The organism is Aurantimonas sp. A2-1-M11 (assembly GCF_036549475.1).
In the GTDB taxonomy this organism is placed as follows: Bacteria; Pseudomonadota; Alphaproteobacteria; order Rhizobiales; family Rhizobiaceae; genus Aurantimonas.
The window spans coordinates 19,088-43,153 of the sequence record NZ_JAZHLI010000007.1 but is presented as its reverse complement, the minus strand read 5'-3'; the positions used below and the strand labels follow the sequence as shown (position 1 = coordinate 43,153).

General features: G+C 66.1%; 22 protein-coding genes. 19 read left to right on the top strand and 3 right to left on the bottom strand.

All coding sequences use genetic code 11. From position 1 onward, the window contains the following. Positions 1 to 118 precede the first annotated feature (118 nt). The 3 genes from sppA (at position 119) to VQ042_RS04920 (ending at position 2,103) form a co-directional block, all read left to right on the top strand. Positions 119 to 1,099: a signal peptide peptidase SppA gene (sppA, locus tag VQ042_RS04930; RefSeq protein ID WP_331816186.1), complete on the top strand. Its 981-nt coding sequence runs from the start codon at positions 119 to 121 to the stop codon at positions 1,097 to 1,099. A gap of 97 nt (positions 1,100 to 1,196) precedes the next feature. Next, complete coding sequence (locus VQ042_RS04925; protein WP_009211062.1) at positions 1,197 to 1,478, top strand: integration host factor subunit beta; 282 nt, start codon at positions 1,197 to 1,199, stop codon at positions 1,476 to 1,478. A 250-nt stretch (positions 1,479 to 1,728) separates the two neighbouring features. Further along, positions 1,729 to 2,103: a LapA family protein gene (locus tag VQ042_RS04920; RefSeq protein WP_331816180.1), complete on the top strand. Its 375-nt coding sequence runs from the start codon at positions 1,729 to 1,731 to the stop codon at positions 2,101 to 2,103. 140 nt (positions 2,104 to 2,243) lie between these two features. Here VQ042_RS04920 and VQ042_RS04915 read toward each other — a convergent pair whose 3' ends face one another. Continuing rightward, entirely contained in the window at positions 2,244 to 2,720 is a 477-nt protein-coding gene (locus VQ042_RS04915; protein ID WP_331816178.1) for a CoxG family protein, read from the bottom strand. 178 nt (positions 2,721 to 2,898) lie between these two features. Between VQ042_RS04915 and VQ042_RS04910 the strand changes: the two genes are divergently transcribed. The 5 genes from VQ042_RS04910 to VQ042_RS04890 all read left to right on the top strand — a co-directional run bounded on the left by VQ042_RS04910 (position 2,899) and on the right by VQ042_RS04890 (position 7,546). Continuing rightward, positions 2,899 to 3,972, top strand: coding sequence for a class I SAM-dependent methyltransferase (locus tag VQ042_RS04910; RefSeq protein WP_331816175.1), 1,074 nt, complete (start codon positions 2,899 to 2,901; stop codon positions 3,970 to 3,972). Then, on the top strand, positions 3,965 to 4,843 hold the full coding sequence (locus VQ042_RS04905) for a TrmH family RNA methyltransferase (RefSeq protein WP_331816173.1): 879 nt from the start codon (positions 3,965 to 3,967) through the stop codon (positions 4,841 to 4,843). The genes VQ042_RS04910 and VQ042_RS04905 overlap by 8 nt, the downstream gene beginning before the upstream one ends. Next, positions 4,840 to 5,346: a signal peptidase II gene (gene lspA, locus VQ042_RS04900; protein ID WP_331816171.1), complete on the top strand. Its 507-nt coding sequence runs from the start codon at positions 4,840 to 4,842 to the stop codon at positions 5,344 to 5,346. Before VQ042_RS04905 ends, lspA begins: the two co-directional genes overlap by 4 nt. 57 nt (positions 5,347 to 5,403) lie before the next feature. Continuing rightward, positions 5,404 to 6,396, top strand: a complete 993-nt coding sequence (gene acuI / locus VQ042_RS04895) for an acrylyl-CoA reductase (NADPH) (protein ID WP_331816169.1) — start codon at positions 5,404 to 5,406, stop codon at positions 6,394 to 6,396. Between the two features lie 223 nt (positions 6,397 to 6,619). Further along, entirely contained in the window at positions 6,620 to 7,546 is a 927-nt protein-coding gene (locus tag VQ042_RS04890) for a GNAT family N-acetyltransferase (protein WP_331816167.1), read from the top strand. Positions 7,547 to 7,605: 59 nt separating this feature from the next. Here VQ042_RS04890 and VQ042_RS04885 read toward each other — a convergent pair whose 3' ends face one another. After that, positions 7,606 to 7,887, bottom strand: coding sequence for a hypothetical protein (locus VQ042_RS04885; RefSeq protein ID WP_331816165.1), 282 nt, complete (start codon positions 7,885 to 7,887; stop codon positions 7,606 to 7,608). Positions 7,888 to 8,165: 278 nt separating this feature from the next. Continuing rightward, positions 8,166 to 10,445, bottom strand: a complete 2,280-nt coding sequence (locus tag VQ042_RS04880) for an NADP-dependent malic enzyme (RefSeq protein WP_331816163.1) — start codon at positions 10,443 to 10,445, stop codon at positions 8,166 to 8,168. Positions 10,446 to 10,612: 167 nt separating this feature from the next. Here VQ042_RS04880 and mutS point away from each other — a divergent pair, with 167 nt between their 5' ends. The 11 genes from mutS to VQ042_RS04825 all read left to right on the top strand — a co-directional run bounded on the left by mutS (position 10,613) and on the right by VQ042_RS04825 (position 24,047). Beyond that, a complete protein-coding gene (gene mutS, locus VQ042_RS04875) occupies positions 10,613 to 13,312 on the top strand; it encodes a DNA mismatch repair protein MutS (protein ID WP_331816161.1) in 2,700 nt (899 codons plus the stop codon). Positions 13,313 to 13,619: 307 nt separating this feature from the next. Next, positions 13,620 to 14,039 carry a hypothetical protein gene (locus tag VQ042_RS04870; RefSeq protein ID WP_331816159.1) on the top strand — a complete coding sequence of 140 codons (420 nt, stop codon included), beginning with the start codon at positions 13,620 to 13,622 and terminating at the stop codon, positions 14,037 to 14,039. Positions 14,040 to 14,320: 281 nt separating this feature from the next. Continuing rightward, a complete protein-coding gene (locus VQ042_RS04865; protein WP_331816157.1) occupies positions 14,321 to 14,617 on the top strand; it encodes a hypothetical protein in 297 nt (98 codons plus the stop codon). A gap of 188 nt (positions 14,618 to 14,805) precedes the next feature. After that, a complete protein-coding gene (locus VQ042_RS04860) occupies positions 14,806 to 17,664 on the top strand; it encodes a [protein-PII] uridylyltransferase (RefSeq protein ID WP_331816155.1) in 2,859 nt (952 codons plus the stop codon). Continuing rightward, positions 17,661 to 19,286, top strand: a complete 1,626-nt coding sequence (gene murJ, locus VQ042_RS04855) for a murein biosynthesis integral membrane protein MurJ (protein ID WP_331816154.1) — start codon at positions 17,661 to 17,663, stop codon at positions 19,284 to 19,286. Before VQ042_RS04860 ends, murJ begins: the two co-directional genes overlap by 4 nt. Before the next feature lie 100 nt (positions 19,287 to 19,386). Further along, positions 19,387 to 20,454: a tryptophan--tRNA ligase gene (gene trpS, locus VQ042_RS04850; protein WP_331816152.1), complete on the top strand. Its 1,068-nt coding sequence runs from the start codon at positions 19,387 to 19,389 to the stop codon at positions 20,452 to 20,454. Positions 20,455 to 20,539: 85 nt separating this feature from the next. Continuing rightward, entirely contained in the window at positions 20,540 to 21,031 is a 492-nt protein-coding gene (locus VQ042_RS04845) for a universal stress protein (RefSeq protein WP_331816150.1), read from the top strand. A gap of 138 nt (positions 21,032 to 21,169) precedes the next feature. Further along, the gene (locus VQ042_RS04840) at positions 21,170 to 21,745 is read left to right on the top strand and encodes a NifU family protein (RefSeq protein ID WP_331816148.1); all 576 of its coding nucleotides are present in this window, start codon (positions 21,170 to 21,172) and stop codon (positions 21,743 to 21,745) included. A gap of 30 nt (positions 21,746 to 21,775) precedes the next feature. After that, positions 21,776 to 22,489, top strand: a complete 714-nt coding sequence (gene tsaB, locus VQ042_RS04835) for a tRNA (adenosine(37)-N6)-threonylcarbamoyltransferase complex dimerization subunit type 1 TsaB (RefSeq protein ID WP_331816146.1) — start codon at positions 21,776 to 21,778, stop codon at positions 22,487 to 22,489. Continuing rightward, positions 22,464 to 23,117, top strand: a complete 654-nt coding sequence (locus tag VQ042_RS04830) for a GNAT family N-acetyltransferase (protein WP_331816144.1) — start codon at positions 22,464 to 22,466, stop codon at positions 23,115 to 23,117. Before tsaB ends, VQ042_RS04830 begins: the two co-directional genes overlap by 26 nt. Positions 23,118 to 23,174: 57 nt before the next feature. After that, on the top strand, positions 23,175 to 24,047 hold the full coding sequence (locus tag VQ042_RS04825) for a lysophospholipid acyltransferase family protein (RefSeq protein WP_331816142.1): 873 nt from the start codon (positions 23,175 to 23,177) through the stop codon (positions 24,045 to 24,047). Positions 24,048 to 24,066 lie beyond the last annotated feature (19 nt).

Here is a 24,066-nt window from a genome sequence, read left to right as displayed (position 1 = left end):
ATCGATACGCTTTCCGCCAGCAACCGCGTGTTGCGCCGAAAACCGATTCCATATTGCGGGGTGATGCTGTAACCGTCGCGGCGCGGACGACTGCGTGTTCGCATGCACGGAGAGCCCCATGTCCGCGATCGCCGAGGATCTGATCGACCGTCGCCGGCTGCGCCGCAAGCTGAGCTTCTGGCGGGTTGCCGCCATCGTGATCGTCGCCATCGCCATAGCGGTCGGCGCCTATGTCCTGTCGGCAGACCGCGCAGCGACATCCGGCGACCAGATCGCCCGCGTCTCGATCGAGGGCATGATCCTGGAGGACCAGAAGCTGCTGGACCTTCTTGACCGGCTGAAGGACGAGGATGCCGTAAAGGCGGTCGTCCTGCGCATCGACTCACCCGGCGGGACGACCGTGGGCGGCGAGTCCATCTACGAGGCAGTACGCGCCATCGCCGAGGTGAAGCCGGTGGCGGCCGAGATCGGCACCCTGGCGGCATCGGCCGGCTACATGATTGCGTCCGGCGCCGATCACATTGTCGCCCGGCGCACCTCCATTGTCGGTTCGATCGGCGTCATCTTCCAGTATGTCGACGCCTCGGTGTTGCTCGACACCGTCGGCGTCGAGATCAACGCCATCAAGTCCGCGCCGCTCAAGGCCGAGCCGTCGCCCTTCGCACCGGCGCCGGAAGCGGCGAAGGAGATGATCAGCCGTCTGGTCATGGACACCTATGAGTGGTTCGTCGCGCTGGTCGCCGAGCGGCGCGACATGAGCCTGGCCGAAGCCCGGGTCCTGGCCGACGGCTCGATCTTCAGCGGCCAGCAGGGCCTCAAGAACCGGCTGGTGGACGCGCTCGGCGGCGAGAACGAGGTTCGCCGCTGGCTCGAGGAGGATCGCGGGATCGAAGGTGGTATCCGGATCATCGATCGCGAGCCCAAGGATGACGGCTTCGACCTGTCGATCTTCGCCGGCGCCCGCGCCGCATTCTACGACGTTCTGGGTCTCGATCCCCGGTCGGCATCGCTGGCATCGGCCGTCCTTCGCAAGGCCGGTCACCTTGACGGTCTCGTGTCGCTCTGGCAGCCTCTCGATGGTTCATCGCCACTGCGTTAAGTGGTGGAAACAACTGGATTGTCGTGTTCTGCCTTGCCGTTGCGATCGCGGCGAAGCGGTCGCGGCCGTTTCTTCATGGGCTCAGGGGAGCAGTCGCTTGATCAAGTCGGAACTCGTGCAGGCCATCGCCACGCGCAATCCTCATCTCTACCAGCGCGACGTGGAAACGATCGTCAACGCGATCTTCGACGAGATCACCGGGGCGCTCTGCGAATCGAACCGGGTCGAGCTGCGCGGCTTCGGCGCCTTCTCGGTCAAGCACCGTCCGCCCCGCTCGGGCCGTAATCCGCGGACTGGCGAGGCGGTCGCCGTCGAGGAGAAATGGGTGCCTTTCTTCAAGGCCGGCAAGGAACTGCGCGAGCGGCTCAACGCCGACTGACGCAGCGCCGCCACCGAGCTTTCGCGGGGGCGGTGATATGCGAAGGCCGGCCCGATGCGTGCGAGCCGGGGCGTGGACAGCTTGATACTGTGCGTGAGCCCGGCCGCGGACGCGGCGGTGAAATCGCGCCGATGATTGACGCGGCCCCGTCGCGGCCCATCTTCAGGTGCCGGCGTCGGCTCCGGCCGGTCAAAGCGCTGACACGCCGAGGAACCGGCGTATCGAGAAACTAAGTCTGGGGCGAAGTCTGATGATCTCCAAAATCCTGTCCTTCATCATTCTCGTGCCGATCGCGATCGTGCTGATCGTCTTCTGCGTGGCCAATCGTCAGTCGATCCCGGTGTCGCTGGACCCGATCGGGACGTTGCCGCAGCTGGCCTTCTCGGCTCCGCTGTTCATCCTGCTTCTGGGCGCGATGATCCTCGGCGTCGTCCTGGGCGGCATCGGCACCTGGATGACCCAGGCGCATTACCGGCGCAAATCCTGGAAGCGCAAATACGAGGTTGAGCGGCTGCGGCGCGAGGCGAGCGAGAGCGAGGCCAAGCTGCGCCACCTGCAGGAAGAACGGGCGAGGGTGTCCGGTCCGTCCGGATCCACCTCGCTGGTTACCTCCCGCGCTGCCTAAAGGGGCCCTTCCGCTGGCGCAGGCGAAACCGGTCGAATCCGGCGTCGCCATCCTGCGCCGCTGCGGGAATATGTAATCCAGAGCGTCCGTTGTGCATTCGGTCGGGACGTACGGGGCCCTGATGCGCGCCTGACGATCCCTCAGACCGCTTCGGTCTCGCCTTCGGCGTTGCTAGCGCCGCCCGACACCTTCTCCGCGAAACAGTCGAAGAACTGCCCGGCCAGCTTCTTGGCAGTGGAATCGATGAGCCGGCCGCCGAGCTGGGCGATCTTGCCGCCGACCTGCGCCTTCACCTCGTAGGTGAGGATCGTCTCGTCGCCGTCTTCGGCCAGATGCACGTCGGCGCCCCCCTTGGCGAACCCGGCGATGCCGCCCTTGCCCTCGCCGACGATCGAGTAGCTTTGCGGCGGATCGATATTCTCCAGCCGGACCTGGCCTTCGAACTTCGCCTTCACCGGGCCGATCTTGGTGACGACGGTCGCCGCCATCTCGTTCTCTCCGGTCATCTCCAGGCTCTGGCAGCCGGGAATGCAGGCGCGCAGCACGTCGGTGTCGTTCAGCGCCGCCCACACGGCCTCGCGTCGCGCCGGCAGCCGGTATTCGCCCTTGAGATCCATCGACAGTTCCTCCCTGGTTTGCGGGGACGTCCAGATGCGGCCCCGCTTGCATGACGTCGCCCCTAACGACCACGTTTTGCATCGCTTTGCCAAGATGCGGCGGAACCGGTAAGGAGCGCTTCCAACCAAACATTCAGGGAGGCTCGTCTTGGCGCGAGCACGGCGGACGAGCCGCAAGATGGCGGCAAAATCGGGCTCCGCGCAGGTGACGGACACCGGCGCCGGGCGCCAGCGCGTGCGTGCCCCGGCACCGGCCTCGCAGGCGAGTGAGACCAGGGCCGGACGGAGCGACCCGCCTGTGGCTGCGCGGCTCGACCTGCCGGCGCCGACCGGCAAGCGGCCGCCGGAAACCGGTCCACTGATCCTGACCGTCGAGGCCACACCCGACTACGCACTCCTGGATTCAGGCCGCGGCGAGAAGCTTGAGCGCTACGGCCCCCTGGTCGTGCGCCGTCCCGAGAACCAGGCGATCTGGGAGCCGCGCGATCCGGCCCAATGGCAGGACTCCGACGCCGAATTCACCGGCGACACGGACGAGGAAGGCACCGGCCGCTGGCGCTTTCCCAAGGTGCCGCTCGGCGAGACCTGGCCGCTCAGCTATGACGGGCTCTCCTATCAGGGCCGTTTTACCTCGTTCCGCCATGTCGGCGTGTTTCCCGAGCAGGCGGCGCACTGGCGCTTCGCCGAGGAGGCCATCGGCAGGGCGAACCGCGAGCGGCAGACGCCGGTCCGGCTGCTCAACATGTTCGGCTATACCGGCGTCGCCTCGCTGGTGGCGGCGCGGGCCGGGGCAGACGTCACCCATGTCGATGCGTCCAAGAAGGCGATCGGCTGGGCTCGCGAGAACCAGGAAATGGCCGGGCTGAGCGACAGGTCGATCCGCTGGATCTGCGAGGACGCGGTCCGCTATGCCGAGCGCGAGATCAAGCGCGGCAGCCGCTACGATGCGATCCTGCTCGATCCGCCGAAATTCGGCCGCGGTCCCAAGGGAGAGGTCTGGCAGCTGTTCGACGATCTGCCGTATCTCCTGGCGCTGACCCGGGCCCTCCTTTCCGACAGGCCGCTCTTCGTGATCCTCACCGCCTATTCGATCCGTGCCTCCTTCTTCTCCCTGTCGGCGTTGATGGGCGAGACCCTGCGGGGCTTCGGCGGGGAGCTGGCCTCGGGCGAGCTCGTCATCCGCGAGGCCGGCGCCGAGCCGCGGCTTTTGTCGACATCCCTGTTTTCCCGTTGGAGTGCTGCCGATGTCTGACCGATCGCGCCCGCCCGAGACCGAAGACCCCCGCCCGCATTTCGCCCCGACACGGGCGCCAGGCCGGGTCAAGGAGGTGTCCAGCGTCTCCAACCCGATCGTCAAGGACATCCGGGCGCTCGCCCAGAAGCGCCATCGCGACGAGACCGGCCTGTTCCTGGCCGAAGGGCTGAAGCTCGTCGGCGACGCGTTGGACGCCGGCTGGGAAATCCAGACGCTGGTCATCGCGCGGGCAGCGGCCGGGCATGAATTCCTAGAGAAGACCGCCGCGCGCACCGTCTCGCTCGGCGGCGACGTTCTGGAAGCCAATGCCAAGGTGCTGGAGGCGATCACCCGCCGCGACAATCCGCAGAATGCGGTCGGCGTCTTCCGACGCCGCCTGACGCCGCTCGCCAAGCTGGACGTCTCGGGCCGAAACGTCATCTTGGCGCTCGACCGGGTTCGCGATCCCGGCAATCTCGGTACGGTGATGCGGACCGCTGATGCCGCAGGCGCGAAGGGGGTCGTGCTGATCGGCGAGACCGTCGATCCGTTCTCGCTGGAGACCGTGCGCGCGACGATGGGCTCGATCTTCGCCGTACCCTTGGCGAAGGCGAGCGAGGCCGAGTTCCTGGCGTGGCGCAAGGGCTTTTCCGGCCTGGTCGCCGGCACGCACATGGACGGCACCGTCGACTACCGCAAGCCCGAATACGGCGCCCAGCCGACGATCCTCCTGATGGGCAACGAACAGGCCGGCCTCTCGGTCCCGCTCGCCCGGGCCTGCGACGTCCTCGTGCGCATTCCCCAGTCCGGCCAGGCCGACAGCCTCAATCTGGCCGTCGCCACGGGCGTGATGCTGTTCGAGGCGCGTCGGGGAGCCCTTACGCTTTGACCCGCAACCTCGTCCTATTCAACATTCTCGTCGTCGTGCTCGCCGTCGCTGCGGACCAGGCCATCAAGGCGCTGGTCGTTGCCCGCATGGCGCTGGGCGAGGCGATCGAGATCCTGCCGTTCCTGGCGATCTATCACGCCCGCAATGACGGCATCGCCTTCTCGATGTTTTCCGGGGTGGGCGACACGGGGCTCGCTGCCTTGGCCGGCATCGTGCTGGTGGTCGTGCTGATCTTGTGGGTGAAGACCCCGGCTGACCGGCGGCTGACCCATTTCGGCCTGGCGATCATCGTCGGCGGCGCGATCGGCAATCTGATCGACCGCGTTCTGCTCGGCTACGTGATCGACTACATCTATTTCCACACGCCGGTCTGGGCCTTTGCGATCTTCAACCTGGCCGATGCCTGCATCACGGTCGGTGCCATCGTCATCCTCTTCGACGAGTTCATTCTGCAACCCCGGCGCGAGCGTGCCGGCACCCGGTCCGACAGCGCATCCGATTGACTAAAAGGCTGTGTGCCCTCTCTCGGGCAGACGGACGGCACAATGGGGAGGGACACGATGACGGAAACATTCCGGGCAATTTTGGTGTCGCGGGACGAGGCCAAGAATCAGTCCGTCGATGTCGTCGAGATGTCGCCTGACGAACTGATGGACGGTGATGTCGACATCGCCGTCGAGGCGACCACCGTGAACTACAAGGACGGGCTGGCGATCACCGGCCGTGCGCCCGTGGTGCGGCGCTGGCCCATGATCCCCGGCATCGATCTGGCCGGCACGGTGCTGCACTCCACCCACGGCGAGTGGAAGGCGGGCGACAAGGTCGTTCTCAATGGGTGGGGCGTCGGCGAGACCCATTACGGCGCCTTTGCTGGCCGGGCGCGGCTGAACGGCGACTGGCTGGTGCCGCTGCCGAAACGCTTCACGGCACGGGACGCCATGGCGATCGGCACGGCCGGCTACACGGCGATGCTGTCGGTGATGGCCCTGGAGGACGCCGGCATGCGGCCCGAAAGTGGCCCGGTGGTCGTGACCGGTGCCTCGGGCGGTGTCGGCTCCGTGGCCGTGGCTTTGCTGTCGCAGCTTGGCTGGACCGTCATCGCCTCGACCGGCCGTCCCGCCGAGGCCGACTGGTTGCGCGATCTGGGCGCCAGCGAGATCATCGACCGGGCGGAACTGTCGGAAAAGGGCAAGCCCCTCGCCAGGGAACGCTGGGCCGCCGGCGTCGACGCGGTTGGCAGCCACACGCTCGCCAATGTCCTGGCCGCCACAAGCTATGGCGGCGCTGTCGCCTGCTGCGGGTTGGCCCAGGGCATGGATCTACCTGGCTCGGTGGCACCGTTCATCCTGCGCGGAATCTCGCTGCTCGGCGTGGATTCGGTGATGGCGCCGAAGCCGCGGCGGCTGGAGGCATGGCGTCGGCTGTCGCGGGATCTCGATCCGGCCAAGCTCCGATCCATCGCGACCGAGACCGACTTTGATGGTATCGTGGACGCCGCCGAGAAGATCGTCGACGGCGGAATCCGTGGACGTGTCGTCGTGGGCATGAGTTGATTGGGGGCCGGGGCGTCACCAGTTTGATTCGATCGTCGAAGGCTCTGCCGGCCGTGAGCCGGCGGCGCGGGAAGCCGGGCGCACGGGGATTGCGCGGACGTCGAGACGGGACGACCGTCGGGCCCCACGGCAAGGCGGATGCGGAGCGGTTTCGGGCGGCAGTCATCAAACGGTCGCCGAAGCTTTGTACCGCCTCGGCAGCATGGATCGATGGAGTGTGGCGATGACCTTGGACGGGACCCGACATGTATCTACTGCCGGCCAGCGGCCGGCATCATTCGATTTCGGCAATGTCGTGCTGCGCTTCGTGCCGGCCAAGATGCGCCGCGTCCCGCGCCGTTTCGATCCTGCGACCCCGGTCCTCGGCCGGATCGGCGAACTGGAGGTGCGGCTCGCCCGCACGTCTGCCGAAGTGAAGGCGGCCCAGCAGCTGCGCTATCACGTCTTCTACGAGGAGATGAGCGCCCAGCCCTCGAAGTTCCAGAAGATGACGCGGCGCGACCGTGACGTGTTCGACCGCTATTGCGACCATCTCCTGGTGGTCGACCATGCGCGCGGCGGCTCGTCGACGGACCGGATCGTCGGCACCTACCGGCTGATGCGACCGGAGATGGCGGCGCTCGCCGGCGGCTTCTACACCGCGCAGGAATTCGACATCGCGCCGATGCTCGCCCGTCACCCCGGCAAGCGCTTTCTCGAACTCGGCCGCTCCTGCGTCCTTAAGGACTATCGCGGCAAGCGCACGGTCGAACTTCTGTGGCAGGGGATCTGGAGCTATGTCCTGGCCAACGACGTGGACGTCCTGTTCGGATGCGCCTCGCTAGCCGGCACGAATACGCAGGCCTTGGCGCTACCTCTGGCCTTCCTGAAACAGAACGCGCCGGCTCCGGCCGAATGGGCCGTGCGTGCCCATGCGCATCGCGTGACCGCCATCCCGGATCTCGGCGAGATCATCGACATGCGGTCGGCGCTGGCGCAGATGCCGCCGCTGCTGAAGGGCTATCTGCGGCTCGGCGGCTATATCGGGGAAGGGGCGGTGGTCGATCACCAGTTCGGCACGACCGACGTTCTGGTGGTGCTGCCGCGTGATCGGATCAATCCGCGCTATATCGGCCATTACGGCGCCGATGCCGGCCGTTTCGCGGCCTGAGCATCACCTGAAGCCCAGCCCGCCCGTATTGCGGCAGCGGCGACGGGTGCGCAGCACCGCTACCCGCCGATGCGCACGATACTGCGGGTCTTCAGGTCCACGATCACCGGCTGGCCGGCCCAGTAGAAATAGGCAAAGCTGGTATTGCCATTGGCCTGCTGCAGATTGACGCTCGCCGGGACCGAGTCCCCGAGCGCCGGCGCCCGCTGCATCTGCGCATTGTCCGAAGGGTGGGACAAGGCATACTGCAGGACGTTGACCTTCTCGTCATTGCCCTGCGCCACGGCTGCCAGTGTCATCGCTAGAACGGCAGCGACAGCGATCTTCACGATGTTCAGCATGGCTCGACTTCCTCAGGCGATAGCCTGTCGACGTTTGGGGTCGCGGCAAACTGTGTTCTCAGGGGAAAGGCCGGGCCGCAACATTTCCGGTCTTTCCCATCCGCCGACGGCGACATTCGGCCCCGTGATCCGCCGGCAGAATGTCGCCCTAGCATGCCTGCGATGAACGCAGGCTGACAATCCTCAGATGGCGTAAACCGGCCGGCAGGACAACGCCCTCGCCGGTGAACGCAGCGGTGCCGGCGGGTGGACCGGTTCCGCCAGCTCATAGTCCCGCTTCAGCCGATCGCGTCATAGGCTGCGATGGCCGCCATGTTGACGATGTCGGAATCGCGGGCACCCAGCGATACGATCTGCACCGGCCGCTCCAGACCGACCAACAGCGGTCCGATCACCTTGGAGCCGCCGAGTTCCTGGAGCATCTTCGTGGCGATCGACGCCGAATGGAAGGCCGGCATCACCAGGACGTTGGCAGGGCCGGAGAGCCGGCAGAACGGGTATTGCTCCATAAGTTCGGCATTGAGCGCCACGTCGGCATTCATTTCGCCGTCATACTCGAAATCGACGTTCCGGGTGTCAAGGATGCGGACCGCATCCTGCACCTTCTGGGCCCGGTCTCCCGGCGGATTGCCGAAGGTCGAATAGGCCAGCATCGCCACCCTGGGCTCGTAGCCCATCTTGCGGGCCATGGCGGCCGCCTCCACCGCGATGTCGGCGAGTTCCTCGGCATTCGGCATGTCGTGCACCGCCGTGTCGGCGACCAGTACCGTTCGGCCGCGGCACAGGGCGATCGAGACGCCGATCATGCAGTGGCCCGGCGCCACGTCGAGGACGCGCGTCACGTCGGCAAGCACCGTCTGGTAGTTGCGCGTCACGCCCGACACCATGGCGTCCGCGTCGCCGGTGGCGACCATGGCGCTGGCGAAATGGTTGCGGTCGTTGCGCATCATCCGCACGCAGTCGCGATGCAGATAGCCTTTGCGCTGCAGTCGGCTGTAGAGGAGGTCGGTATAGGCCTCCACACGGTTGGACAGCCGCGCATTGATGATCTCCAGCCCCGGCCGTTCCAGATCGATGCCGGCCTCGCGGGCGGTCTCGCGCATCTCGGCCTCGCGGCCGAGCAGGATGGCAGTGCCCAGATTCTGGTTCACATAGGCGAGCGCGGCACGCATCACCTGTGGCTCCTCGCCTTCGGCGAAGACGACGCGCTTCGGGTCGCGGCGCACGCCGTCATAGATGCGCTGCAGGGTGGACACGATCGGGTCGCGGCGCGAGCGCAGTTCCTTGTCGTAGGCCTCGAAATCCTCGATCGCGCGGCGGGCGACGCCGGTCGCCATGGCGGCCCGGGCGACGGCCTGCGGGATTGCCGAGATCAGGCGCGGATCGAATGGCACCGGGATGATGTAGCGCGGCCCGAATTGCGGCCGCTGGCCGCGATAGGCGGCGACCACGTCGTCCGGCACGTCCTCGCGGGCGAGCGCCGCCAGCGCCTCGGCAGCAGCGACCTTCATTTCCTCGTTGATCGTCGTCGCGCGCACGTCCAGCGCGCCGCGGAAGATGTAGGGAAATCCGAGAACGTTGTTGACCTGGTTGGGATAGTCCGAGCGTCCGGTCGCCATGATCGCGTCGGAGCGGATCTCCGCGACCTCCTCCGGCGTGATCTCCGGATCCGGATTGGCCATGGCGAAGATCACCGGGTTCGGGGCCATCGAGGCGATCATCGCCGGGGTCAGCGCGCCCTTGGCCGACAGGCCGAAGACCACGTCGGCGCCGTCCATTGCCTCGGCGAGAGTGCGATGGTCGGTCTCCACCGCATGGGCAGACTTCCACTGGTTCATGCCGCTCTCGCGGCCGCGGTAGATCACGCCCTTGGTATCGCAGACGACGATGTTGCGGGCGGCAAAGCCCATCCCCTTCAGCAGATCGACGCAGGCGATCGCCGCCGAGCCGGCGCCGTTGACCACCAGGCGTGTTGAGGTCAGGTCGCGGCCGGTCAGGTGCAGCGCGTTGATCAGGCCGGCGGCGGCGATGATCGCGGTGCCGTGCTGGTCGTCATGGAACACCGGAATGTCCATGACCTCGCGCAGCCGCTCCTCGATCACGAAACAGTCAGGCGCCCGGATGTCTTCCAGATTGATGCCGCCGAAGGAGGGTCCCAGCAGCCGCACGCAATTGATGAACTCCTCGACATTCTCGGTATCCACCTCGAGATCGATCGAGTCGACGTCGGCGAAGCGCTTGAACAGCACCGCCTTGCCTTCCATCACCGGCTTGGAGGCCAGCGCGCCGAGATTGCCGAGCCCCAGGATCGCCGTGCCGTTGGAGATGACCGCGACCATGTTGCCGCGCGCCGTATAGTCGAAGGCCGATTCCGGGTTCTCGGCGATCCGGCGGACCGGGACCGCGACGCCGGGCGAATAGGCCAGCGACAGGTCGCGCTGGGTCGCCATCGGCTTGGTCGGATTGATTTCCAGCTTGCCCGGACGCCCCATCGAGTGGAAGTCCAGGGCTTCCTCGTCGGTCACGGACGGCGGCCTCTGGCCCGGTGTCACTGCCATGCTGGTTCCCCTCCCCTTGGGATTGTCGGTGTTTCCTCTTCCATCGCGATACCCGCAAAGCTATGCCAAGGGAAGCTTTGCGGAAGCTCGGGGAATCGTGCCCCGGCCATCGCGACAGACCCGCGAAACCGACCGGACCACAAGGACGCAAGAGAACGATCGCAGCGATGACAGCGCAAACGGACGCCGCGCAAACGCCGCCTCCGACGCCCATGATGGCGCAGTACATCGAGATCAAGTCGGCCAATCCCGACTGCCTCCTGTTCTACCGGATGGGCGATTTCTACGAGCTGTTTTTCGACGACGCGGTGGAGGCCTCCCGTGCCCTCGGGATCACCCTGACCAAGCGCGGCAAGCATCTGGGCGACGACATTCCGATGGCGGGCGTGCCGGTGGTCTCGGCCGACGACTATCTCCACAAGCTGATCGCGCTCGGCCACCGTGTCGCCGTCTGCGAACAGGTGGAGGACCCGGCCGAGGCGCGCAAGCGCGGCGCCAAGTCGGTGGTGCGGCGCGACGTCGTGCGGCTGGTCACGCCCGGCACGATCACCGAGGAGACCCTCCTCGAGCCCGGCCGGCCCAACTACCTGATGGCGCTCGCACGGCTCGGCGGCAGCGGCGCCAACGCCACCTTCGCGCTCGCCTGGACGGATCTGTCGACCGGCAGCTTTCGCCTCGCCGAGACCGACCTGACCCGGCTGGCAACCGACATCGCCGCCATCGAGCCGAGCGAACTGGTCGTCGCCGATCCTGTATTCCACGACGAGGCGCTGCAGCCACTGCTTCGCCGCTACGGCCGCACGGCCCGGCCCGAACCCCAGGCCCTGTTCGACGGCGCGACCGCCGAGGAGCGCCTGTGCCGGTTCTTCGGCGTGGCGACGCTGGAAGGGTTCGGCGGGTTCTCGCGCGTGGAGCTTGCCGCCGGGGCGGCGCTCACCGCCTATCTCGGCAAGACCCAGCTCGCGGCGCGGCCCGCCTTGCAGCGGCCCGAACGTGTCGCAGCCGGCTCGCTGATGCAGATCGATCCGGCGACGCGCGCCTCGCTGGAACTTTCCCGCACCATTTCCGGCAAGCGCCAGGGCAGTCTTCTCGCCACCATCGACCGGACAGTTACGGGCGCCGGCGGCAGGCTCCTGGCGGTGCGGCTGGCCGGGCCGCTGACCGATCCGGCGGCGATCCGCGAGCGTCAGGCCGCGCTCGGCCATTTCATCGCAGACATGCCCGCCCGCCAGCGCCTGCGCGCCGCACTTGCCGGGCTGCCTGACACCGAGCGCGCGTTGTCGCGGCTGTCCCTCGGCCGTGGCGGCCCGCGCGATCTTGCTGCCATTCGTGACGGGCTGCAGGCGGGCCTCGCGCTCGCCGAGAGCCTCGCCGGTGACCTTCCGGACGAACTGGCCCGCGCTGTCGCTGCGCTCTCGGCCCTGCCGCGCCACTGCCTCGAGCCGCTGGCCGCCACGCTTGCCGACGACATGCCGCTGCAGAAGCGCGATGGCGGCTTCGTCCGCGAAGGCGCGATCGGCGAACTCGACGAGGCGCGGGCAATGCGCGAGAACTCCCGCCGGGTGATCGCCGAGTTGCAGGGCCGCTACGCCGCCGAGACCGGGGTCCGCAATCTCCGGATCAAGCACAACAACGTGCTCGGCTATTTCGTCGAGGTTGGGGAGGGGCAGGCCAAAGCCCTGACGGAAGGCGAGGCCGGCGTCCGTTTCATCCATCGCCAGACCATGGCCTCGGCCATGCGCTTCACCACCACGGAACTGTCCGAACTGGAAAGCCGGATTGCCGGCGCGGCCTCCGAGGCGCTGCGCATCGAACTGGCCGCATTCGACCGCCTTGTCGAGACTGTCGTCGACAGCGCCGAAGCCATCCAGCGCGGCGCCGAGGCGCTGGCGGTCCTGGACGTCTCCGCCGCTCTGGCCGAACTCGCCGTGGCCGAGGACTGGACCGCGCCTCTCGTCGACGACAGTCTGGCCTTCGCGGTGGAGTGCGGTCGCCATCCGGTGGTCGAGGCGGCACTGAAGGCGGGCAGCGGCGGGCCGTTCGTGGCCAATGACTGCGATCTGTCGCCGCCGGACGGTGCCGAGGCCGGGGGGATCTGGCTGCTGACCGGCCCGAACATGGGCGGCAAGTCGACCTTCCTGCGCCAGAACGCCCTTGTCGCGGTCCTCGCTCAGATCGGATCCTACGTTCCGGCGACCCGCGCCCATATCGGCATTGTCGATCGGCTGTTCAGCCGGGTGGGGGCGTCCGACGACCTTGCCGAGGGACGCTCGACCTTCATGGTGGAGATGGTCGAGACCGCCGCGATCCTCAACCAGTCCGGCGAGCGGGCGCTTGTCATCCTCGACGAGATCGGCCGCGGGACGGCGACCTATGACGGGCTGTCCATCGCCTTTGCCGCGGTCGAGCACCTGCACGAGGTCAATCGCTGCCGGTCGCTCTTCGCGACCCATTTCCACGAGATGACGGCACTGGCGGCCCGGCTCGGCCGGATGAAGAACGCCACCATGCGCGTGAAGGAGTGGGAAGGGGAGGTAATCTTCCTGCACGAGGTCAAGCCGGGCGTCGCCGATCGATCCTACGGCATCCAGGTGGCCAAGCTCGCCGGGTTGCCGGCGCAGGCGGTGGAACGCGCTCGCCAGGTGCTGATCCAGCTCGAAAGGGGCGAGCAGGGCGAAAGGCGCAGTGCCCTCGTCGACGACCTGCCGCTCTTTTCGGCGGTTTCGCGCAGGAGCGAGGCTCCAGAGCGGCCGGCCGACACCGTTCTTCGCGATGCGCTCGGCAATCTCGACCCGGACAGCCTGTCGCCGCGCGAGGCGCTGGAGGAGTTGTATCGGCTGAAGGGTCTTGCGACGGCCGGGAACTGAACCCAGCCGTCGCATGGTGGCAGTTTGCCGCAACGACGACGCCTTCGCGCAGCGGTCGGGCCGACGTGGTCCGGTGTTTGCGACCGACTGAAGCCGACGCGATGCATATTATGCAGGGGCCTGGGCTTATGCGGACCGACCTGCTCCATGACATTTAGATCTCATTCTCGTGATGCCTTCTTGAAGGGAACAGTCAATTTCGGTGGAACCAAGGGGGCAGGGGTGCCGTTGTTTGCCCGATCGTGAATTTACCGGCGCGATTGTCGGGATGTTCACAACAATATACTCATAAGAAAGGTATTTCCTTATGAAGACGACCGCTATTTTTACCGCCGCCCTGCTTGGTACCTCGGTGTTCAGCTTCGGCGCTCTGGCCCAGTCCTCGACGCCGGGCGTTCCCGGTTCGGAGACCGTGATCGAGCAGAACAACGCTGCCGAGCGTGACGATGTCGCCGAAGGCAACGGCGTGACCGGCGTTGCTCCGGAAGTCAACGAGGACCAGGCGACCATCGTCCCGGGCAGCGAGTCGCAGACCGATACGGCCGAAGCGCAGGAGCGTGACGATGTCGCCGAGGACAACGGCATGACGACGTCGTCGACGACACCCGAGGGCTCGGACGATGTTCTGGTCCCGGGTTCGGGTGCAACCTTCACGCCGGGTGAGGCGCCGACTACGCAGCAGGGTAAAGCTCTGCAGGACGGCTCCTCCACCGAAGCCACGCAGTAAGACTGCATTCGTCCGCCCCAGCGCGGACGGTATGAACAAAGGGTCGTCCCGCAAGGGGCGGCCCTTTTTTCATTTGAGCTTATATAACTCTCGACTGTTCAGCATTTGCTTCAAATCACAGGTTCCATTGCGATGGGGGTGATTGTCACCCCCAGACCGTTCACAACCAGGCGCCTTCACGCAGAATACAATGATTAAATCAATATAAATCGGCATCACGGGGTGCAAAAATTATCCCGGTGCCGCAGAGAATTGTAATAAAAGCATAGAACGGTAATACAATGAAGAATGTCATCGCCATTTCCGCAACAATCGTCGGTCATTCTCTGGTCGCGCCGGCTGCTGCACAGTCGATCGTCCCGGGTTCGGATTATTACGACACGCGCAACGAGGAAATGCAGCGGCAGGTAACCGCCGCCGGCGGCGCTCTCCCCTCCTCGGGTCAGACTGACGATCGCGCCTATGGCTATGCCCAGGGCGAGACCGCCACCACCGGTGCAGAACCTGCACCCGTCCCGGGCAGTGACTTCTATCGCACCGAGGCGAACGAGGCAGAGCGCGACGCTGTCCGCCGCTGAAGACTTTCGCAAGTCGCGAGGCTCATGGCCTCCAAATCAGGGTCGTCTTTCGGGGCGGCCCTTTTTCATGTCTGCCGTCATTAATCGTCAGCCCAACAATCTGACATGGCACGGGCCTTTCTCGCTTCATGCGAGGGAATGCGATATAGCCTGCCGCCAAACGCGAATTCGATCGATCAGGACTGCCGATGACGATGCTGGAGGCCGCCGCCGCTTTGTCGAGCCCCGCTGCCCCGTCCGAAGAAGAAAGCCTTGTCGGTATCCTCGACGTCGACGGTCTGCGCAGCAATCTGGCCGCCATCGCCGAGAAGGACAGCGCAGGCGGGGCATCGAATGCGGCCCGGACCGAGGTCCTGGCGCTGGTCCGGGAGGTGATCCGCAATGGCCGCGCGACCATCGAGGAACTGCTTTTCGAGGATGGCAGCGGCAGCCGCTGCGCCCGCCGTCTCGCCAGACTGCAAGACGCAGTGATCCACGGGATTCATGATTACGCGCTGCGCTTTGTCTTCAATGCTTCCAATCTGTCGGCCGGCGAGCGGATGGCCATCCTGGCCGTTGGCGGCTATGGCCGCGGCACGCTGGCGCCGGGCTCCGACATCGATCTTCTCTTCCTCCTGCCCTACAAGCAGTCGGCGCTCGGTGAGCAGGTGGTGGAGTATCTCCTGTATCTTCTGTGGGACATGGGCTTCAAGGTGGGCCATGCCTCCCGTACCGTCGATGAATGCATCAAGCTCTCGCGCGCTGACTTCACTATCCGCACCGCCATTCTCGAACGATGGCTGATTGCAGGTGACGTGGAACTGTTCGCCGAACTCGACAGGCGATTCGACGCGGAAATTGTCGCGGGGACCAGCGAGGCCTTCATCGCCGCCAAGCTGGAGGAGCGCGCTGCTCGCCACGCCAAGACCGGCAACACGCGCTACCTGGTCGAGCCCAACATCAAGGAGGGCAAGGGCGGGCTGCGCGACCTCAACACGCTGTTCTGGATCGCCAAGTACCATTACCGCGTGACCACCACCGAAGCGCTGGTGGAGGCCGGAGTCTTCTCCAGGCGCGAGGCCAGGCTGTTTGCCAAGGCCGAGGACTTTCTCTGGGCGGTGCGCTGCCACATGCACTTCGCCACCGGCAAGGCCGAGGAACGCCTGTCCTTCGACCTGCAGCCGGAGATCGCCAAGCGGCTCGGCTACAATGCCCATCCGGGGTTGAAGGACGTCGAGCGCTTCATGAAGCACTACTTCCTGATCGCCAAGGATGTCGGCGATCTGACCCGCATCTTCTGCGCGGCCCTGGAGGAGCAGCACGCCAAGGATGCCCCGGGCATCCGCGGCTTCGTGCGCACCCTGCGCGGCCGCGCCAAGAAGATCCCCGGTACGCTCGATTTCCATATCGACAACAATCGCATCAATGTCAGCCGGCCCTCGGTCTTCCGCGACGATGCGGTCAATCTGATCCGCGTCTTCCGCCTCGCGGCGCTGCACGATCTGGAATATCACCCCGATGCCCTGAAGCTGATCCGCCGCTCCCTGCGGCTCGTTGACGCCGGACTGCGGGACAATCCAGAGGCCAACAGCCTCTTCATCGACGTCCTCACCGATCGCAAGGATCCCGAACTGCATCTGCGGCGGATGAACGAGGCAGGCGTTCTCGGCCGCTTCATCCCCGATTTCGGCCGCATCGTCGCGATGATGCAGTTCAACATGTATCACCACTACACGGTTGACGAGCATCTCCTGCGCTCGATCGCCACCCTGTCGCGGATCGAGCATGGCGATCTGGTCGAGGAGGTGCCCCTGTCGAGCGGCTTCATGCCGTTGCAGAGGGACCGCGTGCCGCTCTACGTGGCGCTGCTGCTGCACGACATCGCCAAGGGGCGCCCCGTCGACCATTCCGTCGCGGGCGCCGAGATCGCGCGCGAACTCTGTCCGCGCTTCGGCCTCGATGAGCGCGAGACCGAACTGGTCGCCTGGCTGGTCGAGGATCATCTGGTGATGTCGATGACGGCGCAGCAGCGCGACCTCAACGACCGCAAGACCATTCTCGACTTCGCCGAACGCGTGCGCACCCTCGACCGGCTGAAACTGCTGACCATCCTGACGGTCTGCGACATCCGGGCGGTGGGGCCTGGGGTATGGAATGGCTGGAAGGGGCAGCTTCTGCGCACCCTCTACATGGAAACCGAACCGGCCCTGACCGGCGGCTTTACCCAGACCTCGCGCAGCCAGCGCATCGGTCTGGCGCGCGAGCGGCTTGCCGAACGGCTCTCCGCCTGGCCGGAAACCGAACGCGCCGCCTATCTCGACCTGCACTATCCGAACTATTTCCTTACCGCGCCGCTGGACGATCAGCTGCGCCATGCGGAATTCGTCCGCGAGTCGCGCGACGCAGGTGCCCTGGCCACCCGGACCCGGACCGACCGGTTCCGTGAGGTGACGGAAATCATGGTCCTGGCGCCTGATCATCCACGGCTCCTGTCCCTGATCGCCGGCGCTTGCGCCGGCACAGGTGCCAACATCGCCGACGCGCAGATCTTCACCATGTCGGATGGCCGGGCGCTGGACGTGATGCTGCTCAACCGCGAATTCGAATCCGACGACGACGAGATTCGCCGCGCCGAGCGGATCTGCGCGAATATCGCCAAGCTGCTGCAGGGACGCGAGATGCCGGCCAGTCTCCTGGCCAATCGTCGGCCGCCTCGCGGCACCGCCCTCTTTGCCATCAAGCCGCGTATCAGCGTCGACAACACCCTGTCGAACCAACTCACCGTCATCGAGGTCGAGGGGCTGGACCGGCCGGGCCTCCTGTCGGACGTGACCGGGGCGATCTCCGACCTCAATCTCGACATCCGCTCGGCCCACATCTCGACCTATGGCGAGAAGGTCGTCGACGTATTTTACGTCACGGACCTGATCGGGACCAAGATCACCAGCGAGACCCGCATCGAGCGGATCGAGGCGCGTCTGAAGCGGGTGTTCGACAGCCCGGAAGGCGAGATGTCATCGCCAGTCGTGATGTCATCGCCCCATGCATTCGGCATTCCCCATCGATGAGCCTTCTCTCGAAGTTCGCCACAGTCGGCGGGGCGACGCTGGTCTCCCGCATCTTCGGCTTCGGTCGCGAAATGATGATGGCATCGGCTCTCGGCGTCGGGCCGGTGGCCGATGCGTTCAACCTGGCGTTCCGCTTTCCCAACCTGTTCCGCCGGCTATTCGCGGAGGGGGCGTTCAACGCGGCCTTCATACCGCTCTTCTCGCGCTCGCTGGAAGAGGAGGGCGAGGAGGGGGCGCGACGCTTTGCCACCGAGATCTTCTCCACGCTTTTCACCGCGCTGGTAGCGCTGACGGTGCTGGCGCTCATCTTCATGCCGGTCCTCGTCAAGACGATCATAGCGCCGGGCCTTGCCGTCTGCGTCGACGATCCCTCTGCCGGCGGCGACGTCATCTCCTGCGCGGCGCGCTACGACATCACCGTCACCTTCTCGCGCATCATGTTCCCGTATCTCGCCTGCATGTCGCTGATGGCGATGGTGTGCGGTATCCTCAATGCCTTCCGGCGCTTCTTCGTGGCCGCCGCCGCCCCGACGCTGCTCAACTTCGTGCTGATCGGTGTCCTGTCCTGGTGTCTCTGGGCCGATGTCGACAAGCCAACGATTGGCTTCCTGATGAGCTGGGGCGTCACGGTGGCGGGGCTGGCGCAACTCGCGCTGGTCGTCGTCGCCATGCGCATGGCCGGCTTCGGCATCGCGCTCAAGCGGCCACGCTGGACCAAGGGCCTGAAGCGACTCCTCGTGCTCGCCGGCCCCGCGGCGCTGATCGGCGGCATCACCCAGATCAACCTTTTTATCGGTCAAGCGATCGCGTCCTTCAAGCCGGGGGCTGTGTCGATCCTGCAATATGCCGACCGGCCCTATCAGCTCCCGCTCGGCATGGTCGGTGTCGCAATCGGCGTCGTGCTCCTGCCGGAGCTCGCGCGCGCCCTGAAGGCCGGCCATCTGCGCGAGGCCCAGCACACCCAGAATCGCAGCCTGGAATTCGCGCTGTTCCTGACGCTGCCCGCGGCGGTCGCCCTGTTCATCATTCCCGAGCCGATCATCCGGGTAATCTACGAGCGCGGTGCCTTCGATCCCTCGGTCACGCCCGCCGTCGCCGCTGTGCTGGGCCTCTACGCGCTTGGCCTGCCGGCCTTCGTGATGATCAAGGTCTTCTCTCCCGGCTATTTTGCCCGCGAGGACACCAAGACGCCGATGAAGGCGACGCTGGCTTCGGCTGGTGCGAACATCGTCCTGTCACTGGTGCTGTTCTGGTGGATCGCCGAACAGGGCATCGCACTGGCCACCACGCTCGCCGGCTGGCTGAACGCCGGCCTCCTGTTCGCCGGCCTCTACCGCAAGGGACTCTGGCAGGTCGATCGCGAGCTGTTGAAGCGCACCGCATTGGTGATCCTGTGCTCGCTTTTGATGGGCGGCGTCCTGATCGTCGAGATGATCGAGTTCGACAATTGGCTGCAGCCGTCCAGTCCGCTGACGACGCAGATCCTGGCGATCGGGGTGCTCGTCGCCTCGGCCATGGCGGTCTATTTCGCCCTGGCGCTGGCCACCGGTGCGGCCGACCGCCGGCTGTTCGTCGCCGTCCTCCGGCGCAAGCGGCCCCCGCCGCCACCCTCAGCACCGTGAGCCGACACGATCGGATCGCCGGCGCTTGATCGCGCCGATGCCCTCGGCCATAACGCGCGGCAATTCCCGCCAGCGCTGCCAAATTCCGGAGCCGCCGACCATGAGCGACATCACCCCCCGCGTCTTTTCCGGCGTGCAGCCCACCGGCAACCTGCACCTGGGCAATTATCTCGGCGCGATCCGCAAGTTCGTCGCCCTGCAGGAGAGCCACGACTGCATCTATTGCGTCGTCGACCTGCACTCGATCACCGCCCAACTCGTCCATGACGACCTGCGCGGCCAGACCCGGTCGATCACCGCTGCGTTCCTAGCCGCCGGGATCGACCCGCAGCAGCACATCGTCTTCAACCAGAGCCGGGTCTCCGGCCATGCCGAGCTCGCCTGGGTGTTCAACTGTGTCGCCCGCATCGGCTGGATGAACCGCATGACCCAGTTCAAGGAGAAGGCCGGCAAGGACCGCGAGAACGCTTCGCTGGGTCTGCTCGCCTATCCAAGCCTGATGGCCGCCGACATCCTGCTCTATCGCGCCACCCACGTGCCTGTCGGTGATGACCAGAAGCAGCATCTGGAACTGACCCGTGACATTGCCGCCAAGTTCAACAACGACTTTTCCGACAAGATTGCCGCTGCCGGCCTCGGCGTACCGATGCAGGTGGACGACGAGCGGGTCGATGGCTATTTCCCGATCACCGAGCCTCTGATCGAGGGGCCTGCGACGCGAGTGATGAGCCTGAAGGACGGTTCCAAAAAGATGTCGAAATCCGATCCGTCGGACCTTTCGCGCATCAACCTGACGGACGACGCCGACGCGATCTCACGCAAGATCCGCAAGGCGCGGACCGATCCCGACGCGTTGCCGTCCGAGCTCGACGGGCTGACGGGCCGGCCGGAGGCCGACAACCTGGTCGGCATCTACGCCGCCCTCGCGGAGCGGTCCAAGGCAGAGATTCTTGCCGAATTCGGCGGCCGGCAATTCTCCGAGTTCAAGCCGGCCATGGCCGAACTGGCAGTGGAGAAGCTCGCCCCGGTCAGCGCCGAGATGCGCCGGCTTCTGGCCGAGCCCGACCATATCGACGCTGTCCTCAGAGATGGCGGCGAGCGCGCCGGTGCCATCGCCGAGGCGACGATCAACGATGTGAAGGACATTATCGGCCTGCTGCGGGACTAGATAATTCAGTCGTTTGGGATGTGCGCGACGTGACAGTGCGTTCCCTCGTCTTGTCGCGGGCCACCCACGCTGCCATCTTGCCTCCATGGTATCGAAACGCATCGGTCGGGACGCCGGCGGCAAACGCAAGTTCCTCGCCATTATCGACGACACGCCCGAATGCATGCGGGCCGCGGCCTACGCGGCGCAGCGTGCCAAGGCGAGCGGCGGCGGAGCCGTGCTCCTCTATGTCATCGAGCCGGGCGATTTCCAGCACTGGCTCGGCGTCGAGAAGATCATGCGGGCGGAAGCCAACCAGGAAGCCGGTGCCCGGCTGGGCAAGGTCGCCGACGAGCTCCGCGAGGCGGTCGGCATCGAGTCCGAGGCGGTGGTGCGCGAAGGCACGGTGATCGAGCAGATCCATGCCCTGATCGAGGCGGACCGCGAGATCGCCATTCTGGTGCTGGCCGCGGGTGAGGCCAACGAAGGCCCGGGACCCCTGGTGTCGGCCGTCGCCGGCAAGGGCGCGGCCTTTCCGATCCCCGTGACGATCGTGCCGGCGACCCTCACCGACGAGGATATCCAGAGCCTCTGCTGATCGCCGGGACGCAGTTCACTTGCGTGCCTCTGTCGCCAAGGCTGTGGACCCCTTATGTTGCCCTCAACGTCGTTCTGCAGTAAGTTTAGAACGATTCCAGATTATGAGCGACCCGAAGGTCGCAAGAGAGGATGCGAGATGTTCATCCAGACCGAAGTCACGCCGAACCCGGCGACGCTGAAGTTCCTTCCCGGACGCGTCGTGCTGGAAAGCGGCACCGAGGAATTCCTGTCGAAGGAAGACGCTGCCAACCGATCGCCGCTGGCGGCGCGTCTGATGGACGTGCCAGGCGTGAGCGGCGTGTTCTTCGGCTATGATTTCGTCACCGTCAGCAAGGACGGCCCGGACTGGCAGCACCTCAAGCCGGCGATCCTGGCCGGCCTGATGGAGCATTTCATGGGCAACGAGCCGGTCATGACGGTGCAGGGCTCCTCGGCGGCCATGCCCGACGGCGAGGAATTCTTCGAGGCCGGCGACGAAGGGACCGTGGCCACCATCAAGGAACTTCTCGAGACCCGCGTACGTCCGGCCGTCGCCCAGGACGGCGGCGACATCACCTTCCGCGGCTATCGCGATGGCACCGTCTATCTGAACATGCGCGGCGCCTGTGCCGGCTGCCCTTCGTCTACGGCGACCCTCAAGCACGGCATTCAGAACCTGCTGCGGCATTTCGTGCCAGAGGTCGAGGCGGTGGAAGCGGTCGAGGCTGCCTGATGCCACAGGACGTGGGGCGCGTCTGATCCGATGGCCGCACTGCTTCTGGGCATCGACACGGCTTTCGGGCGGTGTTCGGCGGGACTGTACGACATGGACGCGGGCAGGATGCTGGCGCGGGCCGAGCCGGAGACCGGCAAGGGCCATGCCGAACAGCTGTTCGGCATCATCGACGCGGTTCTGGCCGAGGCAGGCGCTTCCTATGGATCGCTCGGCCGGCTCGCCGTCACGGTTGGGCCGGGGTCCTTTACCGGATTGCGGGTCGGGGTCTCGGCCGCGCGTGGTCTGGCTCTGACGCTGGGCATTCCGGCAATCGGCGTCACAACACTGGAGACGCTGGCCGCGGCTTATGCCGCAAGCCATGACGCTGTCCTGAGCATTCTCGATGCCAAGCGCGGTGAGGTCTATGCTGCACTCTATGGCCGCGACGCCATGTTGCTGAACGGTCCGGCGGCGCTCGCGCCGAAGGAACTGTCCGAATTCATCGTGCCGGCGGCACGTGCCCGCTCGCTGGCACTCGTCGGCACGGGCGGGGCCATCGCCGGGTCCGCTTTGCCGGATCGCGATGTCGTCCTCCTGTCGGAAACGGCAGCGGTCGATATCGCGGTGCTGTGTCGCCTGGCCGCCGGGCGCGACGCCGTGGAGGCTCCGCGCCCGCTCTATCTGCGGGGGGCTGACGCCAAGCCCGCGGCGGCAGCCGGCCTGTTTGCCATGACCGGTGAAAGCGCTCCTCAATCGCCTTGAATTCGGGTTAGGATCGACACGGATTGCCGATACAAGTGTTCGCAGGCAATTCGGTCAGTTGCGTGATGACCGATCGTCAGCGCGCTGGAACGAGCGAGGGCTCATGTACTGGTATCTGCCCTGGGTCTGGACCGCCTCCTTTCTGGAAGGTCTCTTCGGTGGCCAGGAAGTTGTCGCCGCGCCGCTGACCGACGAGGACATCGACGCTGCGGCCGATCTCCACAGCCAGGCTTTCGCCCAGGCCTGGACCGGTGAGGAACTGGCGGCGATCCTGGCGCAGGACGGGACATTTGGCGTCGTCGCACGCCGGGTGGGGCTGCCCGACGAGCCGCCGCTCGGTTTTGTGCTCGCCCGCAACACGGATGGCGAGGCTGAAATCCTCACGATTGCCGTGGCCAAACACGCGCGGGGCGCCGGGGTGGGGCGACTGTTGATGGACGAGGTCCTGCAACTCCTCCATGCGGCGCGCGCCGGATCGCTTTTCCTCGAAGTGGACGAGGAGAACACGGCCGCGCGAAAGCTCTACGATCGGCTGCGTTTCGAGGAGGTGGGGCGACGACCGGCCTATTACCGTCATCCCGAGGGCCATCGTACAAGCGCGTTGACGCTGAAGCGGTTGCTCCGCTAGGCGCATGACGATGCAGGAAGAGACGAAGCAATCGCGCGTGACGCGCGCCGGATGCCCATGATCGGCGACCTGCGCATTGCGGCGGTCACCGTCATCCTCGTTGTCGTCACCGTATGTCTTTGGCCGGTCCAGGCTGTGGCAATCGCCCGCGGCTGGAAGCTGGCGCGCCGCTTGCCGGTGCTGTGGCATCGCATCGCCTGCCGGGTGGTCGGCCTGCGCGTGCATATCGTCGGTCACCCGTGCCCGGATCATCCGCTGCTGATCGCCGCCAATCATCAATCCTGGTCCGACATACTGGTGCTCGGCCGGATCATGCCGCTGTCCTTCATCGCCAAGTCGGAAGTGGAGGGCTGGCCCGCCTTTGGCCTGCTGGCCAAACTCCAGCGTACCGTCTTCGTCGAGCGCGGCGCGCGCCACCGCACTGGCCATCAGGCAGGCGCCATCGCGCGTCGGCTCACCGAAGGCGACGTCATGGTGCTGTTTGCCGAGGGCACGACCTCGGACGGCAACGAAGTGCTGCCGTTCAAGACGGCGTTGTTCGGTGCGGCCCAGGCGGCACTGGTGTCGTCCCACACGGCGCAGGTCCGGGTGCAGCCGGTGGCAATCGCCTATACCCACGCGAGCGGCGTGCCGCTCGGACGCCGCTTCCGCTCCTTCGTCGCCTGGCCGGGCGACGTGGCACTCGGCCCGCATCTTCTCGGCATCCTTCGGGAAGGCGCGATCGATGTCGAGGTCTCCTTCGGGGAGCCGATCGTCTTCACCGCCGCGTCCGACCGCAAGCGCGTGGCGCGAGTGGCGCATGAGAGTGTCAGGCAAATGCTGGCGGCGAGCCTTCGCGGCCACAATCTCGGCAGAATGCGCGGTTCCGTCGGCCTGCAAGACAATGCGGCGCTTGCACCACGTCACGATGCTGTCGATATAGGAGGGTAAGTCCCTCGTTTCCGGCGGC

Excerpts from the sequence above, each read along its gene's own strand:
- VQ042_RS04840 (WP_331816148.1), top strand. The coding sequence starts at position 21,170 with ATGTTCATCCAGACCGAAGTCACGCCGAACCCGGCGACGCTGAAGTTC.
- sppA (WP_331816186.1), top strand. The coding sequence starts at position 119 with ATGTCCGCGATCGCCGAGGATCTGATCGACCGTCGCCGGCTGCGCCGC.
- tsaB (WP_331816146.1), top strand. The coding sequence starts at position 21,776 with ATGGCCGCACTGCTTCTGGGCATCGACACGGCTTTCGGGCGGTGTTCG.
- VQ042_RS04865 (WP_331816157.1), top strand. The coding sequence starts at position 14,321 with ATGAAGAATGTCATCGCCATTTCCGCAACAATCGTCGGTCATTCTCTG.
- VQ042_RS04890 (WP_331816167.1), top strand. The coding sequence starts at position 6,620 with ATGACCTTGGACGGGACCCGACATGTATCTACTGCCGGCCAGCGGCCG.
- VQ042_RS04915 (WP_331816178.1), bottom strand. The coding sequence starts at position 2,720 with ATGGATCTCAAGGGCGAATACCGGCTGCCGGCGCGACGCGAGGCCGTG.
- VQ042_RS04860 (WP_331816155.1), top strand. The coding sequence starts at position 14,806 with ATGACGATGCTGGAGGCCGCCGCCGCTTTGTCGAGCCCCGCTGCCCCG.
- acuI (WP_331816169.1), top strand. The coding sequence starts at position 5,404 with ATGACGGAAACATTCCGGGCAATTTTGGTGTCGCGGGACGAGGCCAAG.
- VQ042_RS04885 (WP_331816165.1), bottom strand. The coding sequence starts at position 7,887 with ATGCTGAACATCGTGAAGATCGCTGTCGCTGCCGTTCTAGCGATGACA.
- VQ042_RS04880 (WP_331816163.1), bottom strand. The coding sequence starts at position 10,445 with ATGGCAGTGACACCGGGCCAGAGGCCGCCGTCCGTGACCGACGAGGAA.
- VQ042_RS04910 (WP_331816175.1), top strand. The coding sequence starts at position 2,899 with ATGGCGGCAAAATCGGGCTCCGCGCAGGTGACGGACACCGGCGCCGGG.
- trpS (WP_331816152.1), top strand. The coding sequence starts at position 19,387 with ATGAGCGACATCACCCCCCGCGTCTTTTCCGGCGTGCAGCCCACCGGC.
- VQ042_RS04825 (WP_331816142.1), top strand. The coding sequence starts at position 23,175 with ATGATCGGCGACCTGCGCATTGCGGCGGTCACCGTCATCCTCGTTGTC.
- mutS (WP_331816161.1), top strand. The coding sequence starts at position 10,613 with ATGACAGCGCAAACGGACGCCGCGCAAACGCCGCCTCCGACGCCCATG.
- VQ042_RS04845 (WP_331816150.1), top strand. The coding sequence starts at position 20,540 with ATGGTATCGAAACGCATCGGTCGGGACGCCGGCGGCAAACGCAAGTTC.
- VQ042_RS04870 (WP_331816159.1), top strand. The coding sequence starts at position 13,620 with ATGAAGACGACCGCTATTTTTACCGCCGCCCTGCTTGGTACCTCGGTG.
- VQ042_RS04920 (WP_331816180.1), top strand. The coding sequence starts at position 1,729 with ATGATCTCCAAAATCCTGTCCTTCATCATTCTCGTGCCGATCGCGATC.
- VQ042_RS04905 (WP_331816173.1), top strand. The coding sequence starts at position 3,965 with ATGTCTGACCGATCGCGCCCGCCCGAGACCGAAGACCCCCGCCCGCAT.
- murJ (WP_331816154.1), top strand. The coding sequence starts at position 17,661 with ATGAGCCTTCTCTCGAAGTTCGCCACAGTCGGCGGGGCGACGCTGGTC.